The organism is Geobacter argillaceus (genome assembly GCF_007830735.1).
In the GTDB taxonomy this organism is placed as follows: domain Bacteria; phylum Desulfobacterota; class Desulfuromonadia; order Geobacterales; family DSM-12255; genus Geomobilibacter; species Geomobilibacter argillaceus.
Map to the genome: position 1 here is coordinate 156488 of NZ_VLLN01000004.1, position 23606 is coordinate 180093.

15 protein-coding genes and 1 riboswitch are annotated in these 23606 nt (G+C 59.5%); of the genes, 8 read left to right on the forward strand and 7 right to left on the reverse strand.

Annotated elements, in window-relative coordinates:
- Window positions 1-654: 654 nt before the first annotated feature.
- The 3 genes from JN12_RS04850 to JN12_RS04860 all read left to right on the forward strand — a co-directional run bounded on the left by JN12_RS04850 (window position 655) and on the right by JN12_RS04860 (window position 7021).
- Complete coding sequence (locus JN12_RS04850) at window positions 655-4599, forward strand: cytochrome c3 family protein (protein ID WP_145019005.1); 3945 nt, start codon at window positions 655-657, stop codon at window positions 4597-4599.
- A gap of 197 nt (window positions 4600-4796) precedes the next feature.
- Entirely contained in the window at window positions 4797-5624 is an 828-nt protein-coding gene (gene ccsA / locus JN12_RS04855; RefSeq protein ID WP_145019008.1) for a cytochrome c biogenesis protein CcsA, read from the forward strand.
- A gap of 59 nt (window positions 5625-5683) precedes the next feature.
- The gene (locus JN12_RS04860) at window positions 5684-7021 is read left to right on the forward strand and encodes a B12-binding domain-containing radical SAM protein (RefSeq protein WP_145019010.1); all 1338 of its coding nucleotides are present in this window, start codon (window positions 5684-5686) and stop codon (window positions 7019-7021) included.
- Window positions 7022-7128: 107 nt separating this feature from the next.
- On the opposite strand, the gene JN12_RS04865 is transcribed toward JN12_RS04860, so the two are convergent.
- Window positions 7129-9930 (reverse strand): GPMC system transcriptional regulator, encoded by a 2802-nt coding sequence (locus tag JN12_RS04865; RefSeq protein WP_145019014.1) that lies wholly within the window; start codon window positions 9928-9930, stop codon window positions 7129-7131.
- A 167-nt stretch (window positions 9931-10097) separates the two neighbouring features.
- Window positions 10098-11942 (reverse strand): TIGR04442 family protein, encoded by a 1845-nt coding sequence (locus tag JN12_RS04870; RefSeq protein ID WP_145019017.1) that lies wholly within the window; start codon window positions 11940-11942, stop codon window positions 10098-10100.
- A gap of 321 nt (window positions 11943-12263) precedes the next feature.
- Between JN12_RS04870 and JN12_RS04875 the strand changes: the two genes are divergently transcribed.
- The 3 genes from JN12_RS04875 to JN12_RS04885 all read left to right on the forward strand — a co-directional run bounded on the left by JN12_RS04875 (window position 12264) and on the right by JN12_RS04885 (window position 17505).
- Window positions 12264-14111, forward strand: coding sequence for a hypothetical protein (locus JN12_RS04875; RefSeq protein WP_145019020.1), 1848 nt, complete (start codon window positions 12264-12266; stop codon window positions 14109-14111).
- 101 nt (window positions 14112-14212) lie between these two features.
- The gene (locus tag JN12_RS04880) at window positions 14213-16177 is read left to right on the forward strand and encodes an ATP-binding protein (protein ID WP_170241847.1); all 1965 of its coding nucleotides are present in this window, start codon (window positions 14213-14215) and stop codon (window positions 16175-16177) included.
- On the forward strand, window positions 16159-17505 hold the full coding sequence (locus JN12_RS04885; RefSeq protein WP_145019026.1) for a sigma-54-dependent transcriptional regulator: 1347 nt from the start codon (window positions 16159-16161) through the stop codon (window positions 17503-17505). The genes JN12_RS04880 and JN12_RS04885 overlap by 19 nt, the downstream gene beginning before the upstream one ends.
- A gap of 77 nt (window positions 17506-17582) precedes the next feature.
- On the opposite strand, the gene JN12_RS04890 is transcribed toward JN12_RS04885, so the two are convergent.
- Window positions 17583-18344, reverse strand: coding sequence for a GPMC system MBL fold metallohydrolase (locus JN12_RS04890; protein WP_145019029.1), 762 nt, complete (start codon window positions 18342-18344; stop codon window positions 17583-17585).
- A gap of 126 nt (window positions 18345-18470) precedes the next feature.
- Window positions 18471-19580, reverse strand: a complete 1110-nt coding sequence (metX, locus tag JN12_RS04895; protein ID WP_145019032.1) for a homoserine O-acetyltransferase MetX — start codon at window positions 19578-19580, stop codon at window positions 18471-18473.
- Between the two features lie 71 nt (window positions 19581-19651).
- Window positions 19652-19758: riboswitch (SAM riboswitch) on the reverse strand.
- 219 nt (window positions 19759-19977) lie between these two features.
- Between metX and JN12_RS04900 the strand changes: the two genes are divergently transcribed.
- Together JN12_RS04900 and JN12_RS04905 are read left to right on the forward strand one after the other, a co-directional pair.
- A complete protein-coding gene (locus JN12_RS04900) occupies window positions 19978-20841 on the forward strand; it encodes an OmpA family protein (RefSeq protein WP_145019035.1) in 864 nt (287 codons plus the stop codon).
- A gap of 7 nt (window positions 20842-20848) precedes the next feature.
- Window positions 20849-21532 carry a Smr/MutS family protein gene (locus tag JN12_RS04905; RefSeq protein ID WP_145019038.1) on the forward strand — a complete coding sequence of 228 codons (684 nt, stop codon included), beginning with the start codon at window positions 20849-20851 and terminating at the stop codon, window positions 21530-21532.
- 72 nt (window positions 21533-21604) lie between these two features.
- On the opposite strand, the gene JN12_RS04910 is transcribed toward JN12_RS04905, so the two are convergent.
- The 3 genes from JN12_RS04910 to JN12_RS04920 are packed head-to-tail and all read right to left on the reverse strand — an operon-like array spanning window position 21605 to window position 23596.
- Complete coding sequence (locus JN12_RS04910; RefSeq protein WP_145019041.1) at window positions 21605-22402, reverse strand: alpha/beta fold hydrolase; 798 nt, start codon at window positions 22400-22402, stop codon at window positions 21605-21607.
- Window positions 22390-22983, reverse strand: a complete 594-nt coding sequence (locus JN12_RS04915; protein WP_145019043.1) for a beta-class carbonic anhydrase — start codon at window positions 22981-22983, stop codon at window positions 22390-22392. Before JN12_RS04915 ends, JN12_RS04910 begins: the two co-directional genes overlap by 13 nt.
- Window positions 22984-23041: 58 nt before the next feature.
- Window positions 23042-23596 carry a YkgJ family cysteine cluster protein gene (locus JN12_RS04920; protein WP_246125751.1) on the reverse strand — a complete coding sequence of 185 codons (555 nt, stop codon included), beginning with the start codon at window positions 23594-23596 and terminating at the stop codon, window positions 23042-23044.
- Window positions 23597-23606: the final 10 nt, after the last annotated feature.

Here is a 23606-nt window from a genome sequence, read left to right on the forward strand (position 1 = left end):
CCCTAATGCGGCACCTTTGTCGGGCCGCATTAGGGCGGGTTCTTTCTGTTTGATTTTTTAGGTGAGGTCACCATGGGAAAGACATTTACGAAGACAATTCGTGGGATGAATCTTTGGGCAAAGGTAGCGCTGATTGTGCTGTTTACCTTTGCCCTTTCTGTTTTCATGTACGAGGGGTGGTACAGGCCGCTACAGGTGCAAGCTGCAACTGTTACTTATCAGGCATCTGTACCCGATACAACAACGGGCTTAGGTGCTGACGGTATCTGCAACGCTACTTCTGGTGCGCCCAATAATGTAACTGCAAACCTTAAAGACACCATTGCTACAACGTATACTACCAGTGCGTCCAGATATTATCCGACAACTGGACTAGTAAACGGCACTACAACATCGATCGCAAAATTTTATGGCCCGGTGTATACGTCCAATACGGCAATAACTGCTCCATCGGCATCAGTAGCTATTCGTGGCTATAATGCAACAGATCAGTGGACTTTTCATCTCTACGAATACGATCCGGCCGGGACAGCAGGCAATAAAAGATTGTTGGCCACCTCTTCGACCATAACAAGCGGAACAGGTTCCACTGTAGCCGCCTCGCCAACGTATGTGTTAAATGCCAATAATGTTGTAGCAAGCGGTCATCGTTTGATGATGGAAATAATTTACAGGCCTGGCGGCACTACATTGACACCGCGGGTCTATCTCGACGGCACTTCGTCAACAAGTTGGACCAGATTGACGGTAACCGAGACTGTTGCTATTGATACGACTGCCCCGACGGTCACGGCATTCACCATGCCGTCAACCGCCACCAGCACTACTGTGAATGTAAGCTCCTTTACTGCCACAGATGCAGTTGGTGTAACCGGCTACATGATTACCGAATCCGCAACTGCACCAGCCGCCGGTGATGCCGGATGGAACGCCACGGCACCGACGACATTCACCTTTGCCGGTACCGGTGCACGAACGGCTTATGCTTGGGCAAAGGATGCAGCAGGCAACGTGTCGACCAGCCTCAGCGCCAGCGTCACCATTACGCTTCCTGACACCACTGCTCCGACTGTCACGGCATTTACCATGCCTGCAACTGCAACCAGCACCACAGTTAGCGTAACCTCCTTCACGGCATCGGATGCAGTGGGCGTGACCGGCTACATGATTACCGAAAGTGCCGCCGCTCCGGCTGCTGGTGACCCTGGCTGGAACGCCACCGCACCGACGAGTTTTACATTTGCCGGGACCGGTGCTCGCACAGCCTACGCCTGGGCGAAGGATGCCGCGGGTAATATTTCGGCGAGTAGAAGCGCCAGCGTCACAATCACGGTTGTCAACGGTACAACCGCATCCGCTCTGACCTTCAGCGGTGTCACTTACAATACAATTGTTGTCACTGCTCCATTCACCGGCGATGCCAATGGCAATAATAGCTGCGTTATCAAGTGGGGTACGGTAAACGGCACCTACCCGAATACCGCCACTTCAACAAAATCAGGCAACTCTTATGTGGCGACTGTTTCCGGTTTGTCTGCAACTACCAGCTATTACTTCCAGGCCACCTTTACAGATGTGGACGGCGTTACAGGCAGTCCGGTAACCGGGGCACAAACGACAGCGATCTACACGAGTCCGCTCATGCACGCCAGTGCGAATCTGGGGACCAAGTATGGCACCTGGGGAACGGCCTTCGACTGTACGACCTGCCACGCTGCTACGACCGCCAACGTCAAGCAGGTTGCAGACATCATCACTACTCCGAACGGTCCCCGGCAGGTGGTCTTCACCAGGATGACCGCCTCTGTCATCAGTTCCATGGGGGTGTTGGGGAACGACCAGCGGACCGATCTGGCCCGGTCCACCAACGTCTGCGAGGTCTGTCATCACAAAACAACGTACCATCAGTACAGCTCTATAAAGGTCGGAGTTGACAAAACTCACAACAACCGCACCGATTGCGTCACGTGCCACGCCCACGCCAAAGGCTTTGCCGCCTCTTGTGCCAGCTGCCATGCCGGTGACGGCGGCCCGGTGACCACCTCGCCGACGACCAATGCCCTCGGTGGCGCCACCGGCGCACATGCCAAGCATACGGGCGTCGCCCCGGCCGGTCTGGCTATGAAGTGTGGTGGGTGTCATGACGCCTATACTACTAACCCGATGGGTGACAACCGGATCGAGATCGGCTTCAACATCAACGCCACCAACTTCCCGAACGGTTTTAACGGCACCGTGACTGGCGGGTCCTTTGTCGGGACCAATACCCTGAGTACCCCCTACATCTGGCGGGGTACCGGTACCACCACCTTCAGCACCTCCGCGGCCAAGGATGTCACCTGCTCCGTGTACTGCCATGGCGGCTGGACCAATTCAGGTGGCACTACACCGTCCTGGGTCTCAGTCACCGCCTTGACCTGCGGCAGCTGCCACTTCACCAGTACAAACCCGCCGGCGGCCGCGGGCGACCATGCCGTGCACCTTGGACTTACCGGGACTCTGGCGTTGACCTGTGCCAACTGCCATCCGAGTGGCTCATACACCAATCAACACCTTAACGGTAATGTGGAATGGTCGCTATCCGGGGCCAAGTATAATGCAACTTCAAAGTACAAGAATGCGCTTACTGGCTCAACAAACTCCGTAGCTCCATCTGCTTCTTACGGGTCTTGTGCCACTACCAACTGCCACGGCCAGTTGTCGCCGACCTGGGGCGGCACCGTTGGTACAACCGGTCAGTGCCAGAAGTGCCACGGCTCGCAGTCCGTTGCCTTTGCTACCGTTACATCGGCTCAGGTGGCTCCCGGTACCGGAAATATTGATACCGGCCGGGTAACCGGGGTGACTGTTCGTGGTGGCATGCACCAGGAGCACCTGCAAGGTACTGCCGGGATCAGCGAGCCGGTAAAATGCTCCGAGTGTCACGTCAAGGTCAACGCCATTACTGATGCCACGCACATGAACTACTCCACTGCTACGATCACCTTCAGCGGCACTGCTACTGCCGCAAGTCATGCGCCGACCGTGAGCCGCGTCAGCGGAGTGATCAACTGCAACAATACCTACTGCCATACCGCCAATCGTCCGACAGGTACCGGAGCTGGTCAGTCAGGCATTAATAATCCACCGGTATGGAATAATTCCGCTCTGATCGGTGGCACCTCAATCGCCGACACCTGTACCGGAAAGTGTCACAACATGCCCCCGGGAGGCGCTATTGCCGGCGACAACCATGCTGGTTTGACTGCTTCCGGCACCTACACAACTCCGGCAAGTCTGGCCGCCTGCAGCTCCAACTCCCCCGCTACCGGCTGCCACCCGACCATCAACGCGGCGCCGACATCGATGTTGACGATCTTCTTCAACAAACTGCTGCATATAAACGGGAAGGTTGAGGGAGGCACCTGCGTTGGTTGCCATAGCAAGGTTATTACCCGTACCAAAGGTCGCCCCGGCACAACGCTTGCCAATGTGGTAGCAGAAATGAATACCGCGGGTAACTGGAGTCACAAGCGCTCCGGAGCGTATGCGGTAACGGACGAAGACTGCTGCGTCTGCCACCTCGAAGGTTCATCGGTTGATCATAAGCCGACCGCCTATCATCAGGATGGCAACATCGATCTGCGCGACCCGAAAGGATTAACACCAGAAGCTCCCATCACCAATATCTCAGGTGGAGCGTTCACCTTCCAGCGCTTCTCAACCTCGTATGCGGCCGGATCTCGTACGTCCACCGGCCATCTGTCAAACAACATCGACAACGTTATCACGCAGAAGTTCTGCCTGGCCTGCCACAGTGCCACTGGCGCCACGAACTCCGGGGCATGGGTCACCGGAGGTACCCAGTACAAGCCGTTTAACACGACCATTTCCGGTGCTGGCTATGTAACTCCTCTCTCTGCCGGCGTTGCCGGCGGTGTGGTCGACGTTGATTCCATGCTTGCAACGACAAACTCCACATTCCACCCCGTCAAAGGTCCGCGTACGAACAGTTATGCCGCAAACTCACGTATGAATGCGCCCTATGGCGTAACCAAGACGAACGGAACACCGTCAAACGGTGTAGTTATCAACTGCTTTGACTGTCATAATGCGCCAACACCGCTCACTCGCCGTACCGTCACTGCCCACGGTGCTTCAGCCGCTAATGCCTTCCGGGGCACGTACTACACGACGACGGCGACACTCTGCCACACCTGCCATGCCGGGTACTCAGCCCTCAGTGGCGGCATGGGCCACGGTTCGGGCTCGGCGTTCTATTCCTCCGTGGACAGTGGCATGGATACCTACATGTCCAACCAGTGCCAGAAATGTCATGCCAGCACCGACACGGCAGTACGTCCGGTGCGGGCCGAGGATGCCCACGGATTCTCCTACTTCGCCGGTTCCGGCACCGACAAGATGTGGCCCCGCGGCGCAACCGAAACGTACAAGATGTATGCGTTCATCCGGAACACGAATCAATGGACTGGCACCCTTACCTGGAAGCCGTTGTCTGGGCCGAGCGTACCGGCTGGTTCCGCGACCTGTGGTGGCAACATGACCTCATCAACCTGCGGTGACAGTATGACCGCCTACACACCAGGCGGCGCCTACTGATTGCTGCCAAACTGTGCAATGCTGATAAGCCCCGCCCGCAACAAGGGCGGGGCTTATTTTATGGTGCGCCCGGCAGGGCGAATGATGATGCGGAACAAGAAGCGTATTTCATAAGCCCCGCTTCCTCTTCTCAATAGGTTTAATATGGCGTATGATGCGCCTTGGTGTGCTACTATTCTTGTTAACAAGGAGCCTGTATGAAACCTGAATTGATGATTTTTTGGATAGCTGTTTCGCTGTATGGTGTCAGCACGTTCAGCTATATCTTCGGTATGATTGCGAAGCAGGATAAGCTGTTCACCATTGGCCTGTTCAGCGCACTGGCCGGTTTTATACCGCATACGGTTCACATTGGCATGCGCTGGGCTGCGACCGGCATCAGCCCTTTTATTGCCACATCCGAGTCGCTTACGCTGGGAACGTTCATGGCGGTGCTCGTCTTCCTTGTTTTCCAATTTACCACGGGGAAAGTGAGACCGTTGGGGGTTCTGGTCATGCCGGTATCCTTTGTGCTCCTGGGGTGGGCAGGGACATTGATGAAAGAGGTTGCAAGCACCCTTGCCCCCGCGCTGCAGAGCGGCTGGATATGGGTACATATTGTTGGGGCCTCGGCAGGGTTTGCCGCGGTTCTTATTGCCGCAGGTTTGGGCCTGTTGTATCTGCTCAAGGATAGAAATCCTGGCGGCATTTATGAGAAACTCCCGGATCTGAGGTCGATGGATGACCTTTCCTATCGGTTTGTTGCCGGCGGTTTCATCATGTACGGCCTCATGATGGTTTCGGGTTGTTTCTGGGCGAATCAGGTTAAGGGCAGTTACTGGAACTGGGATCCGGTTGAGGTCTGGTCACTCATTTCCTGGCTTACCTACGGGATCTATCTGCATTTGCGAATCACCTTCGGCTGGCGGGGCAAGAAGCTTGCCTGGTACGCACTGATTGCCCTGTTGGCGATGATCGTCAGCTACTGGGGCATACCCTTCACCGTGGAAACGTTTCATAGCGGTTTCCGCATCGAACACAATTAGGCAAAACATCTGAACCGTGGGGGCTGGACGTTGATTGCCAATAGTGAGTGTCTATAATAATGAAACTCTGTATCATCAAACCTCCCCTGCCCTTTGGCTGGACACCGGTTGCGCCGCCGATCCTTGAATATCTGGCGGCACTCACCCGTAGGGCCGATCCGAGTATCGAGATTGAGTTGATCAGCGCCAGTGCCACTCCGGATGTTTTTGATACGCTGGAGTGCGACCTGGCCTCTATCAGCCTGCTGACGCCGACGTCGGTGCCCGGGTACCTGATTGCCGAAGGTCTGCGGGCGAGAGGCATCAAGGTGGTGTTTGGCGGCATGCACGCTTCGGCCATGCCCGAAGAGGCGAAGCAGCATGGCGATGCGGTGGTGATCGGCGAGGCCGAATCGGTCTGGCCTACGGTGCTGGACGATTTCCGGGCCGGGCGGTTGCAGCCATTCTATCATGGGGAACAGCTGCCGCTGGATAACCTGCCGACCCCACTGTACGGGATGCTGAAGGGTGGGCACCAGTTCCGGATAGTCAACACGTCGCGGGGGTGCCCGTACAACTGCACCTTCTGCTCGGTCAAGCCGTTCTTTGGCGAAAAGATCCGTTTTCGACCCATCGACGACGTGGTGCGCGACGTGGCAGCAATCCCGGAAAAAATGTACATCAACGGTGACGAGAACATCTGGTGGCAGGGATTTGAACAGCGGGCCATCGACATGTTCACGGCGCTCAAGGGAAGCGGTAAAAAGTGGATGGGCTTCGGCAGCCTGAGGCCGGTACTGACGCCGGAGGGTTCCCGCATGCTGAACGCTGCCAGGGAGAGCGGCATGCTGACAGTCTGGGTCGGCTGGGATGCCATCTCTGATGAATCGCTTGCAGCGTATAAGGCCAACGGCAAGATCGGTGTTGACCGCGAACGGGCGGTGCGCACCCTGCGGGATCATGGCATCGATGTGTCACTGTTCTACATGCTCGGCAGCAGAGAGGATTCGCTGGAAGATTTCAAGCGCTCCATTGAAGTTGCCGACCGGCTGGGGGTGAGCATGCACCCTTCACTGGTGGTTCCCTATCCGGGGACGGAACTGCGGCAACAGTATGAGCCGTATCTGTACAAGGACTTGGGGTGGGAGTACTATACCGGTGCATACGCACTGTTCGATCATCCGGATACTGCCATGACACCGGAAGCGCGGGAAGAGGCGTTTTACGAAAGTTCGTTGGAACTGTTGAGCTTGCCGCGGGTGCTGCGGCATATGTTCAAGGTGCCTCTTTCGGGGTTTCCCTATGCTCACATCCTTTCGTTGATGAACCAGTTGCCGGTCCGCAAGGGGATGAAGATTGCGTATGAAAAATGGAAGGCCGAAAAGAAGACCGTGCGCGCAAAGCAGCTCATCGATTAGACAAGGCAATGGTTCCGTAACCCCTTAACTTTAGAATTAACGTAGCAGTAGGGCTGGCAGCTCTCAACCTGCAATTCTTTATCCCTCTTCCGCACTACGCCAGTCTCCTAGCTCATTTTCACCGTCTTGTACAAGAAATTCTTGAATTTGAAAAATCGTCTCCGCTCCTCCGGGTCGTCGGTGATATCACCGGTGACGGCCTTGAGAAAACGTGCCACTTGAGGCATGCCGCGACCGGCTGTCTCACGGGCTGCCTCCACCACCAACCTCACTACGTCACGGGAAATTCTGCTGGCGGAGTACGGTTCGTAAACGGCTGACCAGAAATCTGCCCCGCCGGCGATGGAAGCCAGGATCTCGGTTGCCAATTGGCCGGCAAGTGCTGCAGCCGGTTTGCTCTCATGGTTTGCCAATCCGCCCAGCATGGCCCGCCGGATGTTGTCGCCGGTAATGATGTTGCCGGATCGGAAGAACAGGGCACGCAGGAGGATGCTCCGCAGCTCGCGGATGTTTCCCTGGTAGGTGTGGGTCACCAGAACCTGTTTTGCCTCCTGGGAGAGGCCGGGCGGCTGGTCAGCCGGATCGTCTTTGCCCCGGTAGGTCCGGTAGAGCTTCCCCAGGAAGTGGGTTGCCAAGTCGGGGATATCCTCCCGCCGTTCGTTGAGCGACGGGACCGTGACCGAGAGTTCGGCCAGCCGGTGGTAGAGATCCTCCCGGAAGGTGCCTTTCCCGATCTCCGCCTGCAGGTCCTTGTTGGTGGCGGCAACCAGGAGGACCCGGCTGAAACGCTGCTGGTTGTCCCCCAAACGGATGAAACCCCCATTATCCAGGAACCGAAGCAGTTGCACCTGGGTCTTGGGGTCGGCATCGCCGATCTCGTCCAGAAAGACGATCCCCCCCCCAGCCTCTTCCAGAATCCCTTTGCGGTCGCTATAGGCGCCGGTGAATGCCCCCTTCTTGTGGCCGAACAGCTCCGAATAAGTGAGTTCCCCGCTGTAGGCGGCAATATTGGTCTTCTTCACCGGCAGTTCGCCGTTCGGGTTGATCCGTTCCCGGTACAGCTCGTTCAGCTTGTTGTAGAGGTTGTTGAAAAAAAATTCCTTACCCGAGCCGGTCTGGCCCAGCACCAGGATCGACGGGAGGCCGATGGTCGCCTCCTGGAGAACGTTTCTGCTCCAGAGGGCGATCCGGTTGTGGATGGGGGTGGAGACGGTGTTGATGAATTCCACGATCTCCTGGGCCTTGCGGCTGTTGCCGATGATGTTTCCCAGCCGGTAGGAGGAGACCTGCGGGTCTTTGTAGGCTACGTCCCGCTGCAGCTTGGTTACCTCTCCCTGCAACGTCTCGATCCGCTGGATATCGGAGATGTGACGGGCGGTCAGCCGGTCGATGATCTGCAGGATACGCTTGTGCTCTTCCGTGAAGTAGGCCGGTTGCAGAGAGTTGAGGCAGATGACCGCGATCACCTCGTCGTCGCAGATGACCGGCACGGCGATCTCGCTCTTGATCTCCTCGTGCATGGAACGATGAAAGCCGCCGGCCTGCTGTTCTTCCTCGATGTTCCGGATGATCTTCGTCTCCTTGGTCCATGCCACGTAGCCGGTCAGGCTACGCTCCTCCGGCGGGAGTTCGGGGCCGCCGACCGGGAACGGAGGGATGTGTTTTTTCAGCCAGGCCTTGTTCTTGGCCCCGACAATGGTTCCCTGGTCATCCTCCACCACCAGCCATTTCCCGTCCTCCCGTTCCTCTACTATGGCGATGCTCCCGGTGTCGGCACCGATCAGCTCGGTTGCCTTGGAAAGGACCTTGGTGAGGAAGAGGTGGACCCGCTCGTTCCGCTCCCGGAGCAGGTCGGAAATCTCCGACAGGACGCGCACCTCAAGGTGCTCGCCGCCGATCTCCTCGATGACCCGCTCCACCATCTCGGCGTGGGTCTGCAAGAGCCCCATCTCGAAGTCCGAGAACCGGTAGACCTCCCGGGTGAAGTAGTTGACCAGGCAGATCACCTTGCGGGTGGCCGGGTCGAAGCGGGGGACGACGTACAGGGACCGGAGCGCCAGTTGCTCGGTCAAGGCCTGCTTCTGCAGGGTCTGCTGGGCCAGGTTGAGGAGCGAAAGCGGGCGCAGCAGCCGGTCGTCGGTGATGATCGCATCGTTGTCCACATACCGGGAGATGAGGGATTGCCCCCTGGCCAGGCCGATGGCGCCAAGGGCTTCGTATTGGGCCTTCAGCTCCGGGTTTTCGGCATGGCTGGCCAGGATTTCCAGCTTGCCGGTACCGGACGGGACAAGTACGGACGCGAGGGATACCTTGTCTATCAGGCGGACGGCCGATCTGGCCATGAAGCCGGCGGCCTCCCGCTTTTTGTATTCGTCCACCCGGCGCGAGAGCAGGAGCTGCTGATGGTATTTGCGCGCCAAGTCGAGCCGGTCGGCGATGTCCACCAGGAACTGGCCGATGAGCCCTTTTTTCCGACCGTCGAAGCTCTCCCCTTCGGCCTGTCGGTCGCAGCAGAGGACGCCGATGGATTTTCCGAAGCTGGTAATGGGGAAGAGGGACGAAGAGGTGATGCCGAAGCGGGCCACGAATTCACGGTCCGCGTCACAAAGCTGTTTCTGGGTGGCCCTGAGCTCGGTCGGTTGCTGGGAAACGAAGACGGTGGAAACCAGGATGTCGCCGGCATTGATCGGGAAGGTGATTTCCCGGATAGCTGCCTGATCCTGGCCGGTGGCGTAGTTGCAGGATAGCGCGCCCCTCGTGAGATCCTCCAGGTAGATCCTGACACTGCAGGACGGGGCCAGTGCCGTGATCCCGCCAGCAAGGGAGTGCAGCATCTCCTCAAGGTTTTCCTTGCCAAAGGCAGCAATTTTTTCCCGCAGTTCGAGAAGGGTCTGTTTTGTGCGCTCCATTGTTCCTCCTGAGTAGGTTTGCTACTCAAGTGTGCAGTGTATGGCGGGGTGGGTGGGGAAGTCAAGGGGGGAAAGGCAGGAGCAGGGATGAAGGAGCGAGGAACGAGGGAAAAGGGTGCAAACCTGTACGAATAGAGTAGCTATTATCGAACCTCGAACCTCGAACCTCAGTTCAGTCCCTGCCGTATCTGGTAGAGAACATCGCGGGGAATGTTGTTCAATTCCACGTACTCGCGCTCCAACTCTTCCACGTAAAAACGGTCGAGACCGGAGTTTTCCAGGAAATCCTCCCGTAGGGTAATTGCCTTTTCCGCAATGATCTGCGGCAGGAGGTTGTGAAGGTAGATGGCCTCTTTCTTGATCGTGAGAACGGTTTCCTGGAACAGGTCGGCAGGGATATCTCGCTTGAGAAGTTTCTTCGCCCGGAGTTCGTCGGCCACCTCTTGTTTGAGGAACTCCTGGTCCGCCTTGGTGGCATACTTGGAGTAAAAATTTTTGATCCGGTCCCGGACATGTTTGAGCAGCAGCAGGAAGAGCCGTTCCTCGCCGTCAATTGCCAGCAGTTGCGCCAGCAGGTCGGCAATGGTCAGCTGCTCCTGTTCGACCTGCTGCACCCCCAGCAGGAGGGTCGTGATTTTTTTCCTGCCGTAGTTTCCCAGGTACTTGTTTTCCAGGATGCCATCGATGAATAATTCCCGGAAGAGGTCGGGTTTCAGACTTTCGAACTCGCGTTGATTGCCGACAATACTCCGGAGTATCTCCTCCGTGACCCGAACGTTTTCCATGAAGGCAAGCTGGTTCAGCGTCTGGGAGGTGGCGTCGTAGCGGTCAAGGTACGTGATGACGCCGGAAAATTCCTCCAGAAGTGAGATGTCCGCGCCATCCCGGATGTTTTCATCGCACGATTTGCTCACCTCCAGCAGGATCTCCTCGAAACCGTGATTGCGGTGCTCGGTTGCCTTTTTCTTGGCATTCAGGAGCTTCAGGATATCATCCCGGTCAATACGGTTTTCGATCACCTGCTGGCCAAGGAAGAGCCCTTCCAGGATCTGGCGTGTCTCGGCGATGTAGTCGGCTTCGTCGACATCCACCTGATGTCGTTCCTTGCGCAGCAGTTCGTCAAGGGTATAGAACAGTGCGCCGGGGATCTTGTTGCGCACCGACAGGGTTTTGAGGCGGGTCAGACGGGCATTGTCCAGCGTGCTGATCTCTCCCTTCCGGTTGCCGGAGAGCAGGATGTTCCGGTACTCGTCCACTATCCGCCGGTTGTCCGGGTGCTTGTACATGACGTCGATCCTGATCCGTTCCTGCTGGTAGCGGTCGATGTTATGGCGGGCAGCCAGGGCAGTGAGCGTGGCGAAGTCCTCGTCGGCGATCCGTTTGTTCCGCAGGTAAAAGGAACGGAACAGATCGCTGTACTCCTGGTGGGGCATATGGATCAGCTTGAAGAGGAAGAGCTGGGCGTGTGGACCCCTTAACAGGCTTAAAAGGTCGGCGATGATCTGGTTGTCATCGGCGTCGGCAATTGCGGGGGAACGTTTGATAAGTTTGCCGAAGCGGCGCAGCAGCTCCTCCTGCTGGGCTCTATGAGTAATCCCCAGTGTTTCGTCGTGGACGAAAAAGAAGTAATTGCAGACTGCGTTGCCATCGAAGAATATTTTCTCGAAGGTAATGGAACCCTCAGTCCGCTCACCGATCCTGAGACTACCGGTTCGATCGTCAGAATGTGTGCCGTACATCACCAGCCGGTTAACCACATCCCCTTTTGCCAGGTCGGACACCGGTTGATCCACGCCGAACATGTACTCGCAGAAGGAACCTCCGTTCCCCCGGTGTTCGATGCCGTTGGTAGCGATGATGAACTCGTTGCCGGGTGAGAAGAAGCGCAGGGCGCCCTCGTCTCCCTGCTCGGATGAGAAAAAATAGCGCTGATGCGAATCACTGCCGGCAGCAATGGCGTAGTATTCGATCAGTCTGTCCACGAAGCCGTGCAGCCGAATGTCGCGGTACATGGGGTCGTCCCGTTGGAGAAGATGGCACCGTCAGGTGCGTGCCCACAAGGCTACACGAGAAAGGGGCGTCCGGCAACTGGTTAATGGCTTTAACAATCAGCGCTTGTCTTCCGCCATGACTGAGTAAGCGGTCCCCTCTTCCTGGGGGAGAGGGCTATGGTGTGGTCCCCCTTTGGTTATTTTTGAATCACGGTCAGTGGTTATTTTTGTGCCACTTTCAAATAGGGGTAGATGGGTATCATCTCGGTTTCATTGATATTTTGTTTTGGCAGACTTCGTGCTCTTCTCCGGTTAAAACATTTCGCCGTAGGAGGCCAAAAGATGAACCGATTGATGATTACCCTGGCGGCACTGGTGTTGCTCGTCGTTCCTGGCTGGGCTGAGGCCCGGGAGAAATGCCTCACGTGCCACGAAGGGATCGAGAAGATCGCAGACGGTCCGGTGATGGGAAATCTCGGCTGTACTGACTGTCACCGCGGAAACGCTGACGCCACTGACAAACAGCGGGCACACGCCGGCATGCACGCCAACCCGAGCGACCTGCGGGTAGCGGCCGGGACCTGCGGCACCTGCCATCCGAAGGATCTGGAAAATGCCATGAAGTCGCTCCACGCAACGAGCGCGGGCAAGATCAGCGGCACCCGCTACGCCTGGGGAACCCAGGGGCGCGAGGGGATCTACGCCAACCAGCAGGTTGAGAACCCCGGGGCGAAAAAGGGAGCGAAGGCCCTGAAGGGGCTCCCGTCCTATGACCCGAAAAAGCCCGAGGGGCCGGAGAACTCTCCGGCGGACGACTACCTGCGCAACCAATGTCTCCGCTGTCACATCTGGAGCAGCGGCAATCCCCAGGACGGCGACTACCGGGCGAGCGGTTGCGCTGCCTGCCATGTCCTTTACTCCGACGCCGGCGCCTACGAGGGGAACGACAAGGTGATCCCGAAGGGAACGAAAGACCGCCCCCGCTTCCACCGGATCACTACGAAGATTCCCGTCAATCAATGTCTCCACTGCCATAACCGGGGTGGCCGGACCGGAGTGAGCTATATCGGCGACATGGAGAGCGACGGCTACGGGACCCCCTATACCGCCTCCGGCGGCAAGCAGGGTAAGCTGCACGGCAAGAACTACAACCACCTCTCGGCCGATGTCCACTACGACAAGGGGCTCGCCTGCATCGACTGCCACACCCGGCAGGACCTGCACGGCGACGGCAATATCTACGAGAAACGGGAGCAGGCGGTGGAAGTCCGTTGCGAGGACTGCCACGGCACCCTGAAAAAGCGCTCGAGGTTCACGACCTCCTGGGGGAACCCCTTGCCGAACCTGAAAGAGGAAAACGGCAAGGTGGTCCTCACCGCCAAGGTGTCCGGGAAGAAGCATCTTGTGCCCCAGATTGCGGACATCTCCTTCAAATCCGAGGGGTATGCCGCCATGGTGGCGATTCCCACCCACATGAACAAGGTGGAGTGCTACGGCTGCCATGCAAAGTGGGCACCCCAGTGCTACGGCTGCCACGCCAGACAGAACGTGGGTAAGAGCGGTGCCGACTGGCTGAACGACAAGAAGGGCGACGACCCGAGCAAGGCCGGGACCAAGGCGAACCGGCAGAGCAGCGCCTTTGACTGGGATGAATCCCGCTCCTATCTGCGCTGGGAGAGCCCGGTCCTCGGCATCAACTCCCGCGGCAAGGTGAGCCCTTTCATCCCCGGCTGCCAGGCGATATTCACCCAGGTGGACGGCGATAAGGGAATTGTTCACAACAAGGTCTACACTACCAAGGATGGCACGAGCGGCATCGGCACCAACCCGATCCAGCCCCACACCGTCACGAAGGAGGCCCGCAGCTGCGCCGATTGCCACATGAACAGCAAGGCACTTGGCCTTGGCAGCGGTATCTACGACAGCAGGAAGAACGGCCTCCCCATCGATTTCGAGCTGGAGCGTATCGTGGACGAGAACGGCAAACAGCTCCAGGAGACCGCCCACGAGGGTGCCCGCCCCTTTAACAAGGCGGAGCTCGAGCGGATGGATCGAACCGGCACCTGCGTGGCCTGCCACTCAGGCGATCCCAAGGTCTGGCAGAAGGCGAAGGGAAAGGCGACCGCACCCACAGACGAACTGCACCGCACGGCCATAGAATCAATTCTGAAAAAGGCAGCAGGAAAGTAGAAAGACCAAATATATGCAGTGAATGGGGGCGCCGTGTGCGCCCCCTCAATTTTTACGCTATACTCATTTTCATGAAAAATAATGACCGAAATAGAACAGGGATGCTCAGCTTCCGTTTCCCGATCCGGGCCAAGATGCTGGTCGCTTTCATTGGGCTCGCCCTGGTCCCCATGCTATTTCTCGGTCTTCTTGTCACCCGCCGGGCAGAGCGGCTCCTTGGGGACCGGGTCGCCCAGGAGCTCTCCATCGAGGTGGCAACGGCCGCGGACACCATCGAGGTCTATCTGGCCGGCGCCCGCCGCGATGTCCTGTCGCTGGCCCGCTTTCTGGAGCGCCGCCTGAAAACGCGGATGACTGAGGCCGAGTGGCAAGGGGTGGAGGAAGAGTTCCTGCGAACCATGGAGGCGGAACAGGCGTACTATCAGGTACGCTTTATCGCCGTCGACGGCATGGAAAGCATCCGGGTCAACAACGAAAGAGGCCGGCTGCGGCTCGTCCCGCGGTACGGGCTTCAGTACAAGGGGGATCGCTATTATTTCCGGGAGGCGCTGGCAACCGCGCCGGGAAAGGTCTACCTCTCCCCCCTTGATTTCAATGTGGAAAATGGCCGGATCGAGGAACCGCGCCGCCTGGTGGCCCGGGTGGCCACGCCGGTGCGAGACGATTCCGGCCGTGTGCGGGGAGTGGTGGTGATCAACGTCTTTGGCGAGGAGATGCTCGGCACGCTTGCCAGGCTGAAGCCGTCTCCCGGCATTCGGGTCATACTCCTCGATGAGGCGGCACGTTTTGTCGAGATGGAGGAACAGGCGGGAACTCCCCACTTCCGGGCCGGCACCCCCGAGGAGCTCGGGAATCTGAGAGGGATCGGTATCCCGGCCCCCGACACGAAAGCCACGGGGATTGTTCGCACTGCCGGCGATACCCTGCTTGCCGCTGCATCGGTGCATGCCGGACCCGGCAAGGTCTGGCGTCTGTTCAAGATATACCCCCGCGCCATGCTCTTTGCCGATATTACCCGATTGCATCGAGCCATCATGTTCCTGGCGTTCCCGCTATTGCTTCTGGCCGCGGGGCTGGCGATAATCGCCGCCAGAAGTTTCAGTCGCCCCATTCGGGAGCTTTCCCGGTTTGCCGGGGACGTGGCGGCCGGCGACTACAATAGCCGGTCGCCCATCGCCAGCCGCGACGAATTGGGAGAGTTGGCTACGGCCCTGAACGATATGGCCGGCTCACTGGCCTCCTCGCGGGAAAAGCTCGATGAATGGAACCGTAGCCTTCAGGGTGAGGTGGCCCGCAAGGTGGAAGAGTTGCGGGAGTCGGAGGCCGTTGCGGAGGCGGCCCGCAAGGGGATACAGAAGCTGGAGCGGCAACTGATCCAGGCGGATCGACTCGCTTCTCTCGGGATGCTGTCGGCAACCGTTGCCCATGAGATCGGCAATCCACTCGCGGGGCTCAAGATGCGCCTCCAGATGCTGCTCCGCAAGAATGCGGCGGCCGAGCCGGTGCGGGGAGACCTGGAGCGGATGCTGGCACTCGTCGACCGGCTCGCCGAATTCCTCACCCATCTGACCGGCTACGTCACCCCCGCCGCAGGCGCCAAAGCACGGACGGTCGATCTTGTCCGGGCATTGCAGGAACTGGAGTTCATACTGCGTGAAGAGGCGGATAGGCGCCACATCTCCCTGTCACTCGATCTGCCCGAATCCCCGCTGCCGGTCTGCGCTCCGGGACAGCATCTGCACCAGGTCTTCATGAATCTCATCCTCAATGCCCTCCAGGCAACGGGAGAAAGGGGTTCGGTGAGCGTTGCGGTGGAGCGGGCCGGGAAGACGGTGCGGACTACCGTCCGGGACAGCGGCCCCGGTCTCCCCGAGGGTGTCGGTGAACACCTTTTCGAGCCGCTGTTCACCACCAAGGAACAGGGGACGGGGCTGGGGCTCGCCATTGTCAGGCAGTTGGTCAATGAAATGGAAGGCAGCGTAACGCTGGGCAACCACCCCGCCGGGGGAGCGGTTGCCGAAGTGATATTACCGGAAAGGAGCGGGGAGTGCGGGGACGAATCCTGATAGTGGAGGATGAACAGGAGGTGCGGGGCGGGCTTATGGAGTTTCTCCGTGACGAAGGGTACGAGACGGCCGGAGTGGCGACCCTGGCCGATGCCCGCCGGGAGCTTTCACGGTCACCCGCAGAGTTGGTGCTCCTCGATCTGCGCCTTCCCGACGGATCAGGGCTCGACCTTCTGACGGAGCTGCAAGCGCCAAATGCGCCGCCGGTCATTGTGGTCACCGCCTTTCCCGAGGTGCAGACCGCAGTCCGTGCGCTCAAGCTCGGGGCTCACGACTACATCAACAAGCCGTTCGACCTGGACGAGTTGCTTCTTGTCGTGAACAGGACCCTGGAGGCCCGGGAGCTGCGGGAGGAAGTCACCTCCTTCCGCGAGGGGCAGAAGCAGCGTCTGCGCCGCTCCCTCGACCGGATAGTGGGGGGGTCTCCGGCTCTGGCGCAGCTTCGGCGCGAGATCGACATGGTGGCCGCTTCCGATGCCACCACGGCCCTGATTCTCGGTGAGAGCGGGGTCGGCAAGGAACTGGTGGCTGAGGCGATCCACTACCGAAGCTCCCGGTGCGACGGGCCGCTCGTGAAGGTGAACTGTGCCGCAATCCCGGCGACGCTTCTGGAGAGCGAGCTCTTCGGCCACGAGAAGGGGGCCTTCACTGACGCCAGGACCACCCAGAAGGGTATGTTTGAACTGGCCCACCGGGGGACCCTTTTCCTCGATGAGATCGCGGAGATGGACGAGCGGCTCCAGGCCAAGCTCCTGCGGGTCCTGGAGGACCGGACAATCACCAAAGTCGGGGGGCAGCGGCCAATCACGGTTGACGTGAGGATCATCGCGGCCACTAACCGGGACCTGGCATCACGCATCAAGGCCGGCCACTTCCGTGAGGATCTCTATTATCGCCTCAATGTGTTCCCCCTCTTCATCCCTTCCCTTCGGGAGCGCACCGAAGACATCCTTCCTCTGGCGGAACTTTTTCTCCGGGAGTTTCTGACTCGCCAGCCGGGTAAGTCGTGCTGCCTGACCGCAGATGCGAAGCGCAAGCTCCTTGCCTACCACTGGCCGGGTAACGCACGGGAGCTTCGCAACGTCATGGAGCGGACCGTTCTCCTCAATCGGGGAGGCGGGATCGCCGCTGCTGAACTCTTTCTCGATACCGAAAGGGCAGGCAAGATTTCCGGGGAGGGGCAGGTTACCACCCTCGCCGAGGTGGAACGGGGGCACATCCTGCGGGTCTACGGGCAGACCGGGAGGAACAAGAGTCAGACCGCCTGCCTCCTCGGGATCAATCGCCTCACACTGCGGCGTAAGCTGAAAGAGTTCGGCATCGAGTAATGTACCCTGGGGATGGGAAATTCCGGCGCTGAAAACCGTGAATCATCTGTCGGATATTCGCAACGAGTCGGGATGGCTTAGATCGGCGAAGAAATCCTCAGCCCGTCGTAGGCAAACCGGACCCCGGGCGGGAGCTTGCTTTCGTCGGCGTGGAGCACTTCGTGGGTCAGGTGGGTGAGGATGGTGCTGCCGGGGCGCAGGATGCCGGCGACCTCCAGGGCGGCCGGGATGTTGAAGTGGTGCGGGTGAGGGGTGTAGCGCAGGGCATCGATAATCAGAACTTCCAGTCCCGACAGGAGCCCCATTGAACTCTCCGGGATACGGCTGCAGTCGGTCAGATAGGCTATGTTGCCGAACCGGTAGCCGGTGGCACGCATCTGCCCGTGGCGAAGCGGGATCGGAACGATCTCCAGGCCAAAGAGGCTGAACGGTCCATCCACGGCCTGAGGTGCCAGGAGGGGGGCGTAGCCGGCGCCGGTGTGTCCCTCGAAGATATAGGCAAACTTGCGGGCAATGGCGGCCATGGTCTCCGGGTCGCCGAAGCAGGGGACGACCTCCTGGTGAAGGAAGTGAAAGCCGCGCAGGTCGTCGATCCCATGGATATGGTCGGCATGGGGATGGGTAAACAGGACCGCGTCGACCCGGGGAATCCCCTCGCGGATCGCCTGCTTTCTCAGGTCCGTGGAGGTGTCCACCAGGATGTGGCGACCGGCGTGTTCCACGAGGAGCGAGGCGCGGGTCCGCTTGTCAAGCGGGTCGCCGGAACTGCAGACCCGGCAGTGGCAACCGACCATCGGCACACCGGTGGAGGTGCCGCTGCCGAGGATGATGACGTTCATGATAGTGTCCCTGCTGGTGATGGCCTCACCATAGCACGAGCATCGAAGGTGGGCAAGGGCTCAAGGGGGGCGTCCGGCAGTAGCCATTTAAACTGGATTCGACAGTTGCCACTCTCCGCTGTTCGTTCAGGGACTGGTGGCAACCCGTTCCAGGAAGGAGTCGACCAGAGGCGCAAAGGTTTCGTGTTCCAGGAGAAATGAGTCATGCCCGTAGCTGGAACTGATCAGGTGGTACTCCACGTCCTTGCCCAGTTCCCGGAATATCCGGGCCATTTCCTCGGTCTGGTACGGTGGATAGAGCCAATCCGAGGTGAAGGCGAGGAGCTGGACCTTGGCCGTTACCCGGCTGAAGGCATCGTGCAGCGACTCGTACCCCAGGGCCGCGTCGTACAGATCCAGGGCTTTGGCCAGGTAGAGAAAGGCATTGGCGTCGAAGCGGTCGACGAAGTTGTAGCCGTTGTAGGAGAGGTAGCGCTCAACCTCGAACTGGCCGAAGAAGTCGAACAGACCGTCCCTGGCGGAAAAGCGGCGACCGAACTTGGCCTGCATCGACTCGTCCGAGAGAAAGGTGATGTGGCCGATGCCGCGGGCCAGTGCCAGGCCGTCCTTGGGATTCTTGCGGTACTCCCCCTTTTTCCAGTTCGGGTCGTTGAAGATGGCCCAGCGGGCCACGGCATTCAGGCTGATCGCCTGTGGGGACGGGGCGGGGGTGGTGGCCAGGGCGACGATGGAGGCGACCCGCTCGGGGAACTGGGTTGCCCACTCCAGGGCCTGCATCCCTCCCATGCTCCCGCCCAGCACGGTGACCAGCCGGTCGATCTCCAGATGGTCGATGAGCAGCTTCTGGGCGCGGACCATGTCCCGTACGGTGATGACCGGAAAAGTGAGGTTGTAGCGCTTGCCGGTTTTGGGGTTGATGCTGGTGGGGCCGGTGGAGCCGTAGCAGGAACCGATGACATTGGAGCAGATGACACAGTACCGGTTGGTGTCCAGGAGCCGGCCGGGGCCGACGATCACGTCCCACCAGCCGGGTTTGGGATCGTCTTCGCGGCGTTTCCCGGCCAGGTGGGCATCCCCGGTCCAGGCATGGGTCACCAGGATGGCGTTAGACCGGTCGGCGTTCAGCTCGCCATAGGTCTCGTACACCAGGGTGATGGGGCCCAGGATGCGGCCGCTCTCCAGCCGGAGGTCCAGATCGAACGTGACCGATTTTTCTTCAACGATGCCGACGGACATGAACCAAAAAACGCCCCTTCTCGTTCGATGATGAGAAGGGGCGTTCATGACGTTGGCGGTCTCGTGCTCCCATCTCATCTGTGCCCGTTTCGGGCAGGATTTAGCACCTGGCGTTTCCATAAGGAAACCGGTTGCTGTGGCTTCGCAGGGCCTTTCCCTCCACCACTCTCGATAAGACGTGCTGCTATTCGATTGTAGACCGCAGAATACGGAAGGGGTGGCTGTTTGTCAACGGCAAATCCACAACTGGCCGGCAGCCCTGGTTGCTCGTTAGCCCTGAGCCCCGGTTTGACTTTGTTCTCCCCCGCTGGTAAGCTTGCCGACAGGCTCGGCCCCTTGTAAGCCGCTCCGGCTTCGACGGTTCCGGTCCTGATTATATTGAGCAAAGGAGGATTTTATGGGGAAATTCATGCTCCGGCTGGCCATGCTGGCCATCTGCGCAACAGCCCTTTCCGGCTGTCTGGTCGGTGAGGGGAAGTATCTGAAGAAGGTCGAGGAGGCCGATGATCTGGCCAGGAACCTGGCTGGACTCCAGAAACGATACGATGACCTGGCGAGTGACAACCGTAATCTGAAGGCAGAAGTGGAAAAGCTGACCGGTCAGGTGGCCGGGCTGACCAGCGACAAGAACAAGCTGCTGGCGGATAAAAAGTCTTTGGACAGCGACCTCAAGTCTTCCAAGAGCGAATCGCTCCAGCGGATCGGCGAACTCCGCCAGCGGATCGGTGACCTGGAAACGGAAAACGGCAAGCTGAAGCAGGACGTGGCCACGCTCCAGAAGGCCAAGGAGGAAAAGGTCCAGGAGGTGAGCAAGACCTATGAACAGCTCCTTGACAAGATGAAGAGCGAGATATCCCAGGGGCAGGTAACCATTTCCGAGCTGAAGGGGAAGCTGACGGTCAATATGGTAGATGCCGTCCTGTTCGACTCGGGCCGGGCGGAAGTCAAGAAAGAAGGGCTGGAGGTCCTCCAGAAGGTGATCGACATCCTGAAGAGCGTGCAGGATAAGGCTATCAGGATCGAAGGGCACACGGACAATGTCCAGATCGTCGGCAACCTGACGAAGCGGTTCCCAACCAACTGGGAGCTTTCGGCTGGCCGGGCCATCAATGTCGCCCGTTATCTGCAGCAGCAGGGGATCGATCCGACACTCCTCGCTGCCGTTGCCTACGGCGAGTACAAACCGGTGGCGTCGAATGATACGGACGAGGGGAAGGCGAAGAACCGGCGGATCGAGATCATCCTGGTACCCAAAGACTGATTGCGCGATGAAGAAGACGAAACATACTGAGCAGAAGCCCAAGGAGTTCGCGGCCAAACCGTTTGCGGCGCTGAAGGGGGTGCAGCCCATAGCGGCGGCTCCGGCCGTCACGAAAACCGCACCGCCGGCACAGCCGCCTGCTGCGGCAACGGACGACAGCGACCTCTTCCTCAGGGCCATGGCCGATGTCCGGCGATTCGACCGGCCGGCACCGACACCCGAGAAAAGGTCTCCCTCCCAACCGGCGAGCCGGCCGGCGGTCCGCAGGATCGACGAGGAGGAGCGGCAGCTCTTTCTGGATACCCTGCAAGGGTTGAAGCTGGACGTTACCTTTCAGGACGGGGCTCTCGACGAGGATGAGAGCGTTCCCGCACCCCTGGCCGTGAACCGGATGCGCCAGCTCCGGCGCGGAACGATCAGGATCGACTACGAGCTGGATCTCCACGGCCTTACCCGTGACGAGGCCCTGGAGGCCCTGGCCCGCTTCATTGGCGGAGCCTTCAACCGGGGGCAGCAGGCGGTGCTGATCATCACCGGTCGGGGGAACAACTCCCCGGGCGAGCCGGTCCTGCAGCGGGCCGTCACCGGCTGGCTCAGGGGCGATGGGAGGCAGTGCGTGGCCGAGTTTGCCCTGGCTCCCCGGAACCTGGGAGGAGACGGGGCGGTGGTGGTCTTTCTTAAGGGAAAGTAGGCGGCTTCGGCGCAAAGCGGTGGTGAGTTGTTAACAAAACAAGGGGCGGCCATTTGGTCGCCCCTTGTTTTTCTATGCCGGGAGGGTGGCGAGGAACTCCAGCAGTACGCGGTTGAAGAGCTCCGGCTCTTCAAGGTTGACCAGATGCCCGCCACGGGGGATGAGGCGGGCCGTGCAGTTCGGGAGCCCCTGGGTGAAGGTTTCGGCGGTTGCCGGCGGGGCGGCCTGGTCCTGGACTGCGCTGATGACCAGAGACGGTTGCCGGATGGTGGGGAGGAGCGGTGTGAAGTCCGGTCGCTCGCGCATGGCCAGCAGCCCTCCGGCCAGACCGCGGGAGCTGGTTGCCGCCATCCAGGAGTAGGCTTCCCGGGCCAGGTCGGGCTTTTCTTCCGGCGTGCCCGGTGCGAAGAGTACCTGGGTGAAGGCATCGGTAATGACCTGAGGCCCGAATCGCATCACATCCTTGGCCAGGGCCAGGCGTTGCGCTTTCCCCGCCTCGTCGTCGGCCGTGCTGCGGGTGGTGATGAACAGTGCTGCCCTGACACGCTCGGGAGCCTGCAGCAGCAGCCTCAGAAGAACGTATCCTCCCATGGACATGCCGCCAACCACGGCGCGCTCGATTCCCAGGTGATCCAGCAGTTCCAGGATGTCATCCGCGAACAGTTCGATGCGGTACGGGCCATCCGGCGCATCGCTGTCGCCGAAGCCACGGAGGTCCGGGGTGATGACCCGGTAGCCGGCAGCTGCGAGGGCTTCTGTCTGGAGCCGCCACATCTTGCGGCTGAGGGGGAAGCCGTGGATCAGAAGGACGGGCGGCCCGCTGCCAACGTCATCATAGGCCATGCTAATGCCGTTGATCATGGCCTGCATGATCTGCTTCCTTGCTGTGCAGAGGTATGTATTGCCTCATATCCGTTGATCACGACTTCCAGGTGTCCGTCATTGGGACAAAAGATTAGACCGTGAATCGGCACGTCTTTGGGGATGAGCGGGTTCGAGCGGATCTTTTGCACCACGTCGGCAACGTTTTCCTCCGGGCAGCCGAACGCCCCGATCCACTGGGCAAGGTCCGGGACATGGGTTTCTATTGCCCCGGCGTCAATGCCACGGGCGATCATCTCTTCCTTGAGCCGCTCAGGATCGACGCTTGCCATCCCGCAGTCCTCATGGCCGATGACGAACACCTCATCCACCCCCAGCATGAATATGGCCGCCACCAGACTTCTGATGACCCCGCCATGAATGGGATCGACCAGGGTGTTGCCGGCATTTTTGATGACCTTTGCATCGCCGCGCTGAATTCCCATGGCCGGTTCCAGAAACTCGACGAGGCGGGTGTCCATGCAGGTAAAGATGGCAAATTGCCTTTTCGGGTTTTTGGGAAGCGGTGGAAAGGCCCCGGGACGAACGAACTTGCGGTTCGCCTCCAGGACGCTATCGAGCAGGGTCATGGTCTGTTCCTCCTGGCGATGACTGTCGCTCTTCTTGTAACGTGAAGCGGCTTTTGTGTCAATCGTCGCTGAGCGGGGTGAGAAGTATTGCCCGGGCAATGGTGAGTCGATCCCCGCTGTCCGGGTGGGCTGGGATGTTTTGCAGGAACAGGGCATTGACGGTGGCAAGGGCTTCATTGAGACGTTCGAGCTGAATGACGGCGTTGCCGGGAAGTGAGGCCAGACCCTGAAAGTTGCGGGGACAGTGGTCCTCGCGGGTGCCGTCAGCTGTTTCCAGCAGGATCGGGAAGCCATGGGTGCGACAGATAAGAGGCCTGGCGTCGTACAGGAGGCAGGTACTCTCCCTCAGGAGTGGGCAGGGAGCCTCCGGTGTGGTGCTGGCGGCCTCTGCCCGCAGTTCGGTCCGCAGTGGCTCGGCAAGCGCGTTGACCGCTTTGGCCAGGGCATACGCCTCCACCGGAAAGAGGGTGAGGTGGCGACAGCAGGCGTCGCAGCCCGGAGCACATTTGATGTGGTTGCCGTAAACAGCGGCTATCCGCTCGCAGAGGGCATCCACGTTGGCGACCAGGATTCGATAGTTGGCAAGAGCGTCCATGATGATAGTCCGTTTCATCCTCAGAGAT

What these genes read in the sequence shown, in the direction of transcription:
- JN12_RS04850 (WP_145019005.1), top strand. Translation starts at nt 655, where the DNA reads ATGATGGAAATAATTTACAGGCCTGGCGGCACTACATTGACACCGCGG.
- ccsA (WP_145019008.1), top strand. Translation starts at nt 4,797, where the DNA reads ATGAAACCTGAATTGATGATTTTTTGGATAGCTGTTTCGCTGTATGGT.
- JN12_RS04860 (WP_145019010.1), top strand. Translation starts at nt 5,684, where the DNA reads ATGAAACTCTGTATCATCAAACCTCCCCTGCCCTTTGGCTGGACACCG.
- JN12_RS04865 (WP_145019014.1), bottom strand. Translation starts at nt 9,930, where the DNA reads ATGGAGCGCACAAAACAGACCCTTCTCGAACTGCGGGAAAAAATTGCT.
- JN12_RS04870 (WP_145019017.1), bottom strand. Translation starts at nt 11,942, where the DNA reads ATGTACCGCGACATTCGGCTGCACGGCTTCGTGGACAGACTGATCGAA.
- JN12_RS04875 (WP_145019020.1), top strand. Translation starts at nt 12,264, where the DNA reads ATGAACCGATTGATGATTACCCTGGCGGCACTGGTGTTGCTCGTCGTT.
- JN12_RS04880 (WP_170241847.1), top strand. Translation starts at nt 14,213, where the DNA reads ATGCTCAGCTTCCGTTTCCCGATCCGGGCCAAGATGCTGGTCGCTTTC.
- JN12_RS04890 (WP_145019029.1), bottom strand. Translation starts at nt 18,344, where the DNA reads ATGAACGTCATCATCCTCGGCAGCGGCACCTCCACCGGTGTGCCGATG.
- metX (WP_145019032.1), bottom strand. Translation starts at nt 19,580, where the DNA reads ATGTCCGTCGGCATCGTTGAAGAAAAATCGGTCACGTTCGATCTGGAC.
- JN12_RS04900 (WP_145019035.1), top strand. Translation starts at nt 19,978, where the DNA reads ATGGGGAAATTCATGCTCCGGCTGGCCATGCTGGCCATCTGCGCAACA.
- JN12_RS04905 (WP_145019038.1), top strand. Translation starts at nt 20,849, where the DNA reads ATGAAGAAGACGAAACATACTGAGCAGAAGCCCAAGGAGTTCGCGGCC.
- JN12_RS04910 (WP_145019041.1), bottom strand. Translation starts at nt 22,402, where the DNA reads ATGCAGGCCATGATCAACGGCATTAGCATGGCCTATGATGACGTTGGC.
- JN12_RS04915 (WP_145019043.1), bottom strand. Translation starts at nt 22,983, where the DNA reads ATGACCCTGCTCGATAGCGTCCTGGAGGCGAACCGCAAGTTCGTTCGT.
- JN12_RS04920 (WP_246125751.1), bottom strand. Translation starts at nt 23,596, where the DNA reads ATGAAACGGACTATCATCATGGACGCTCTTGCCAACTATCGAATCCTG.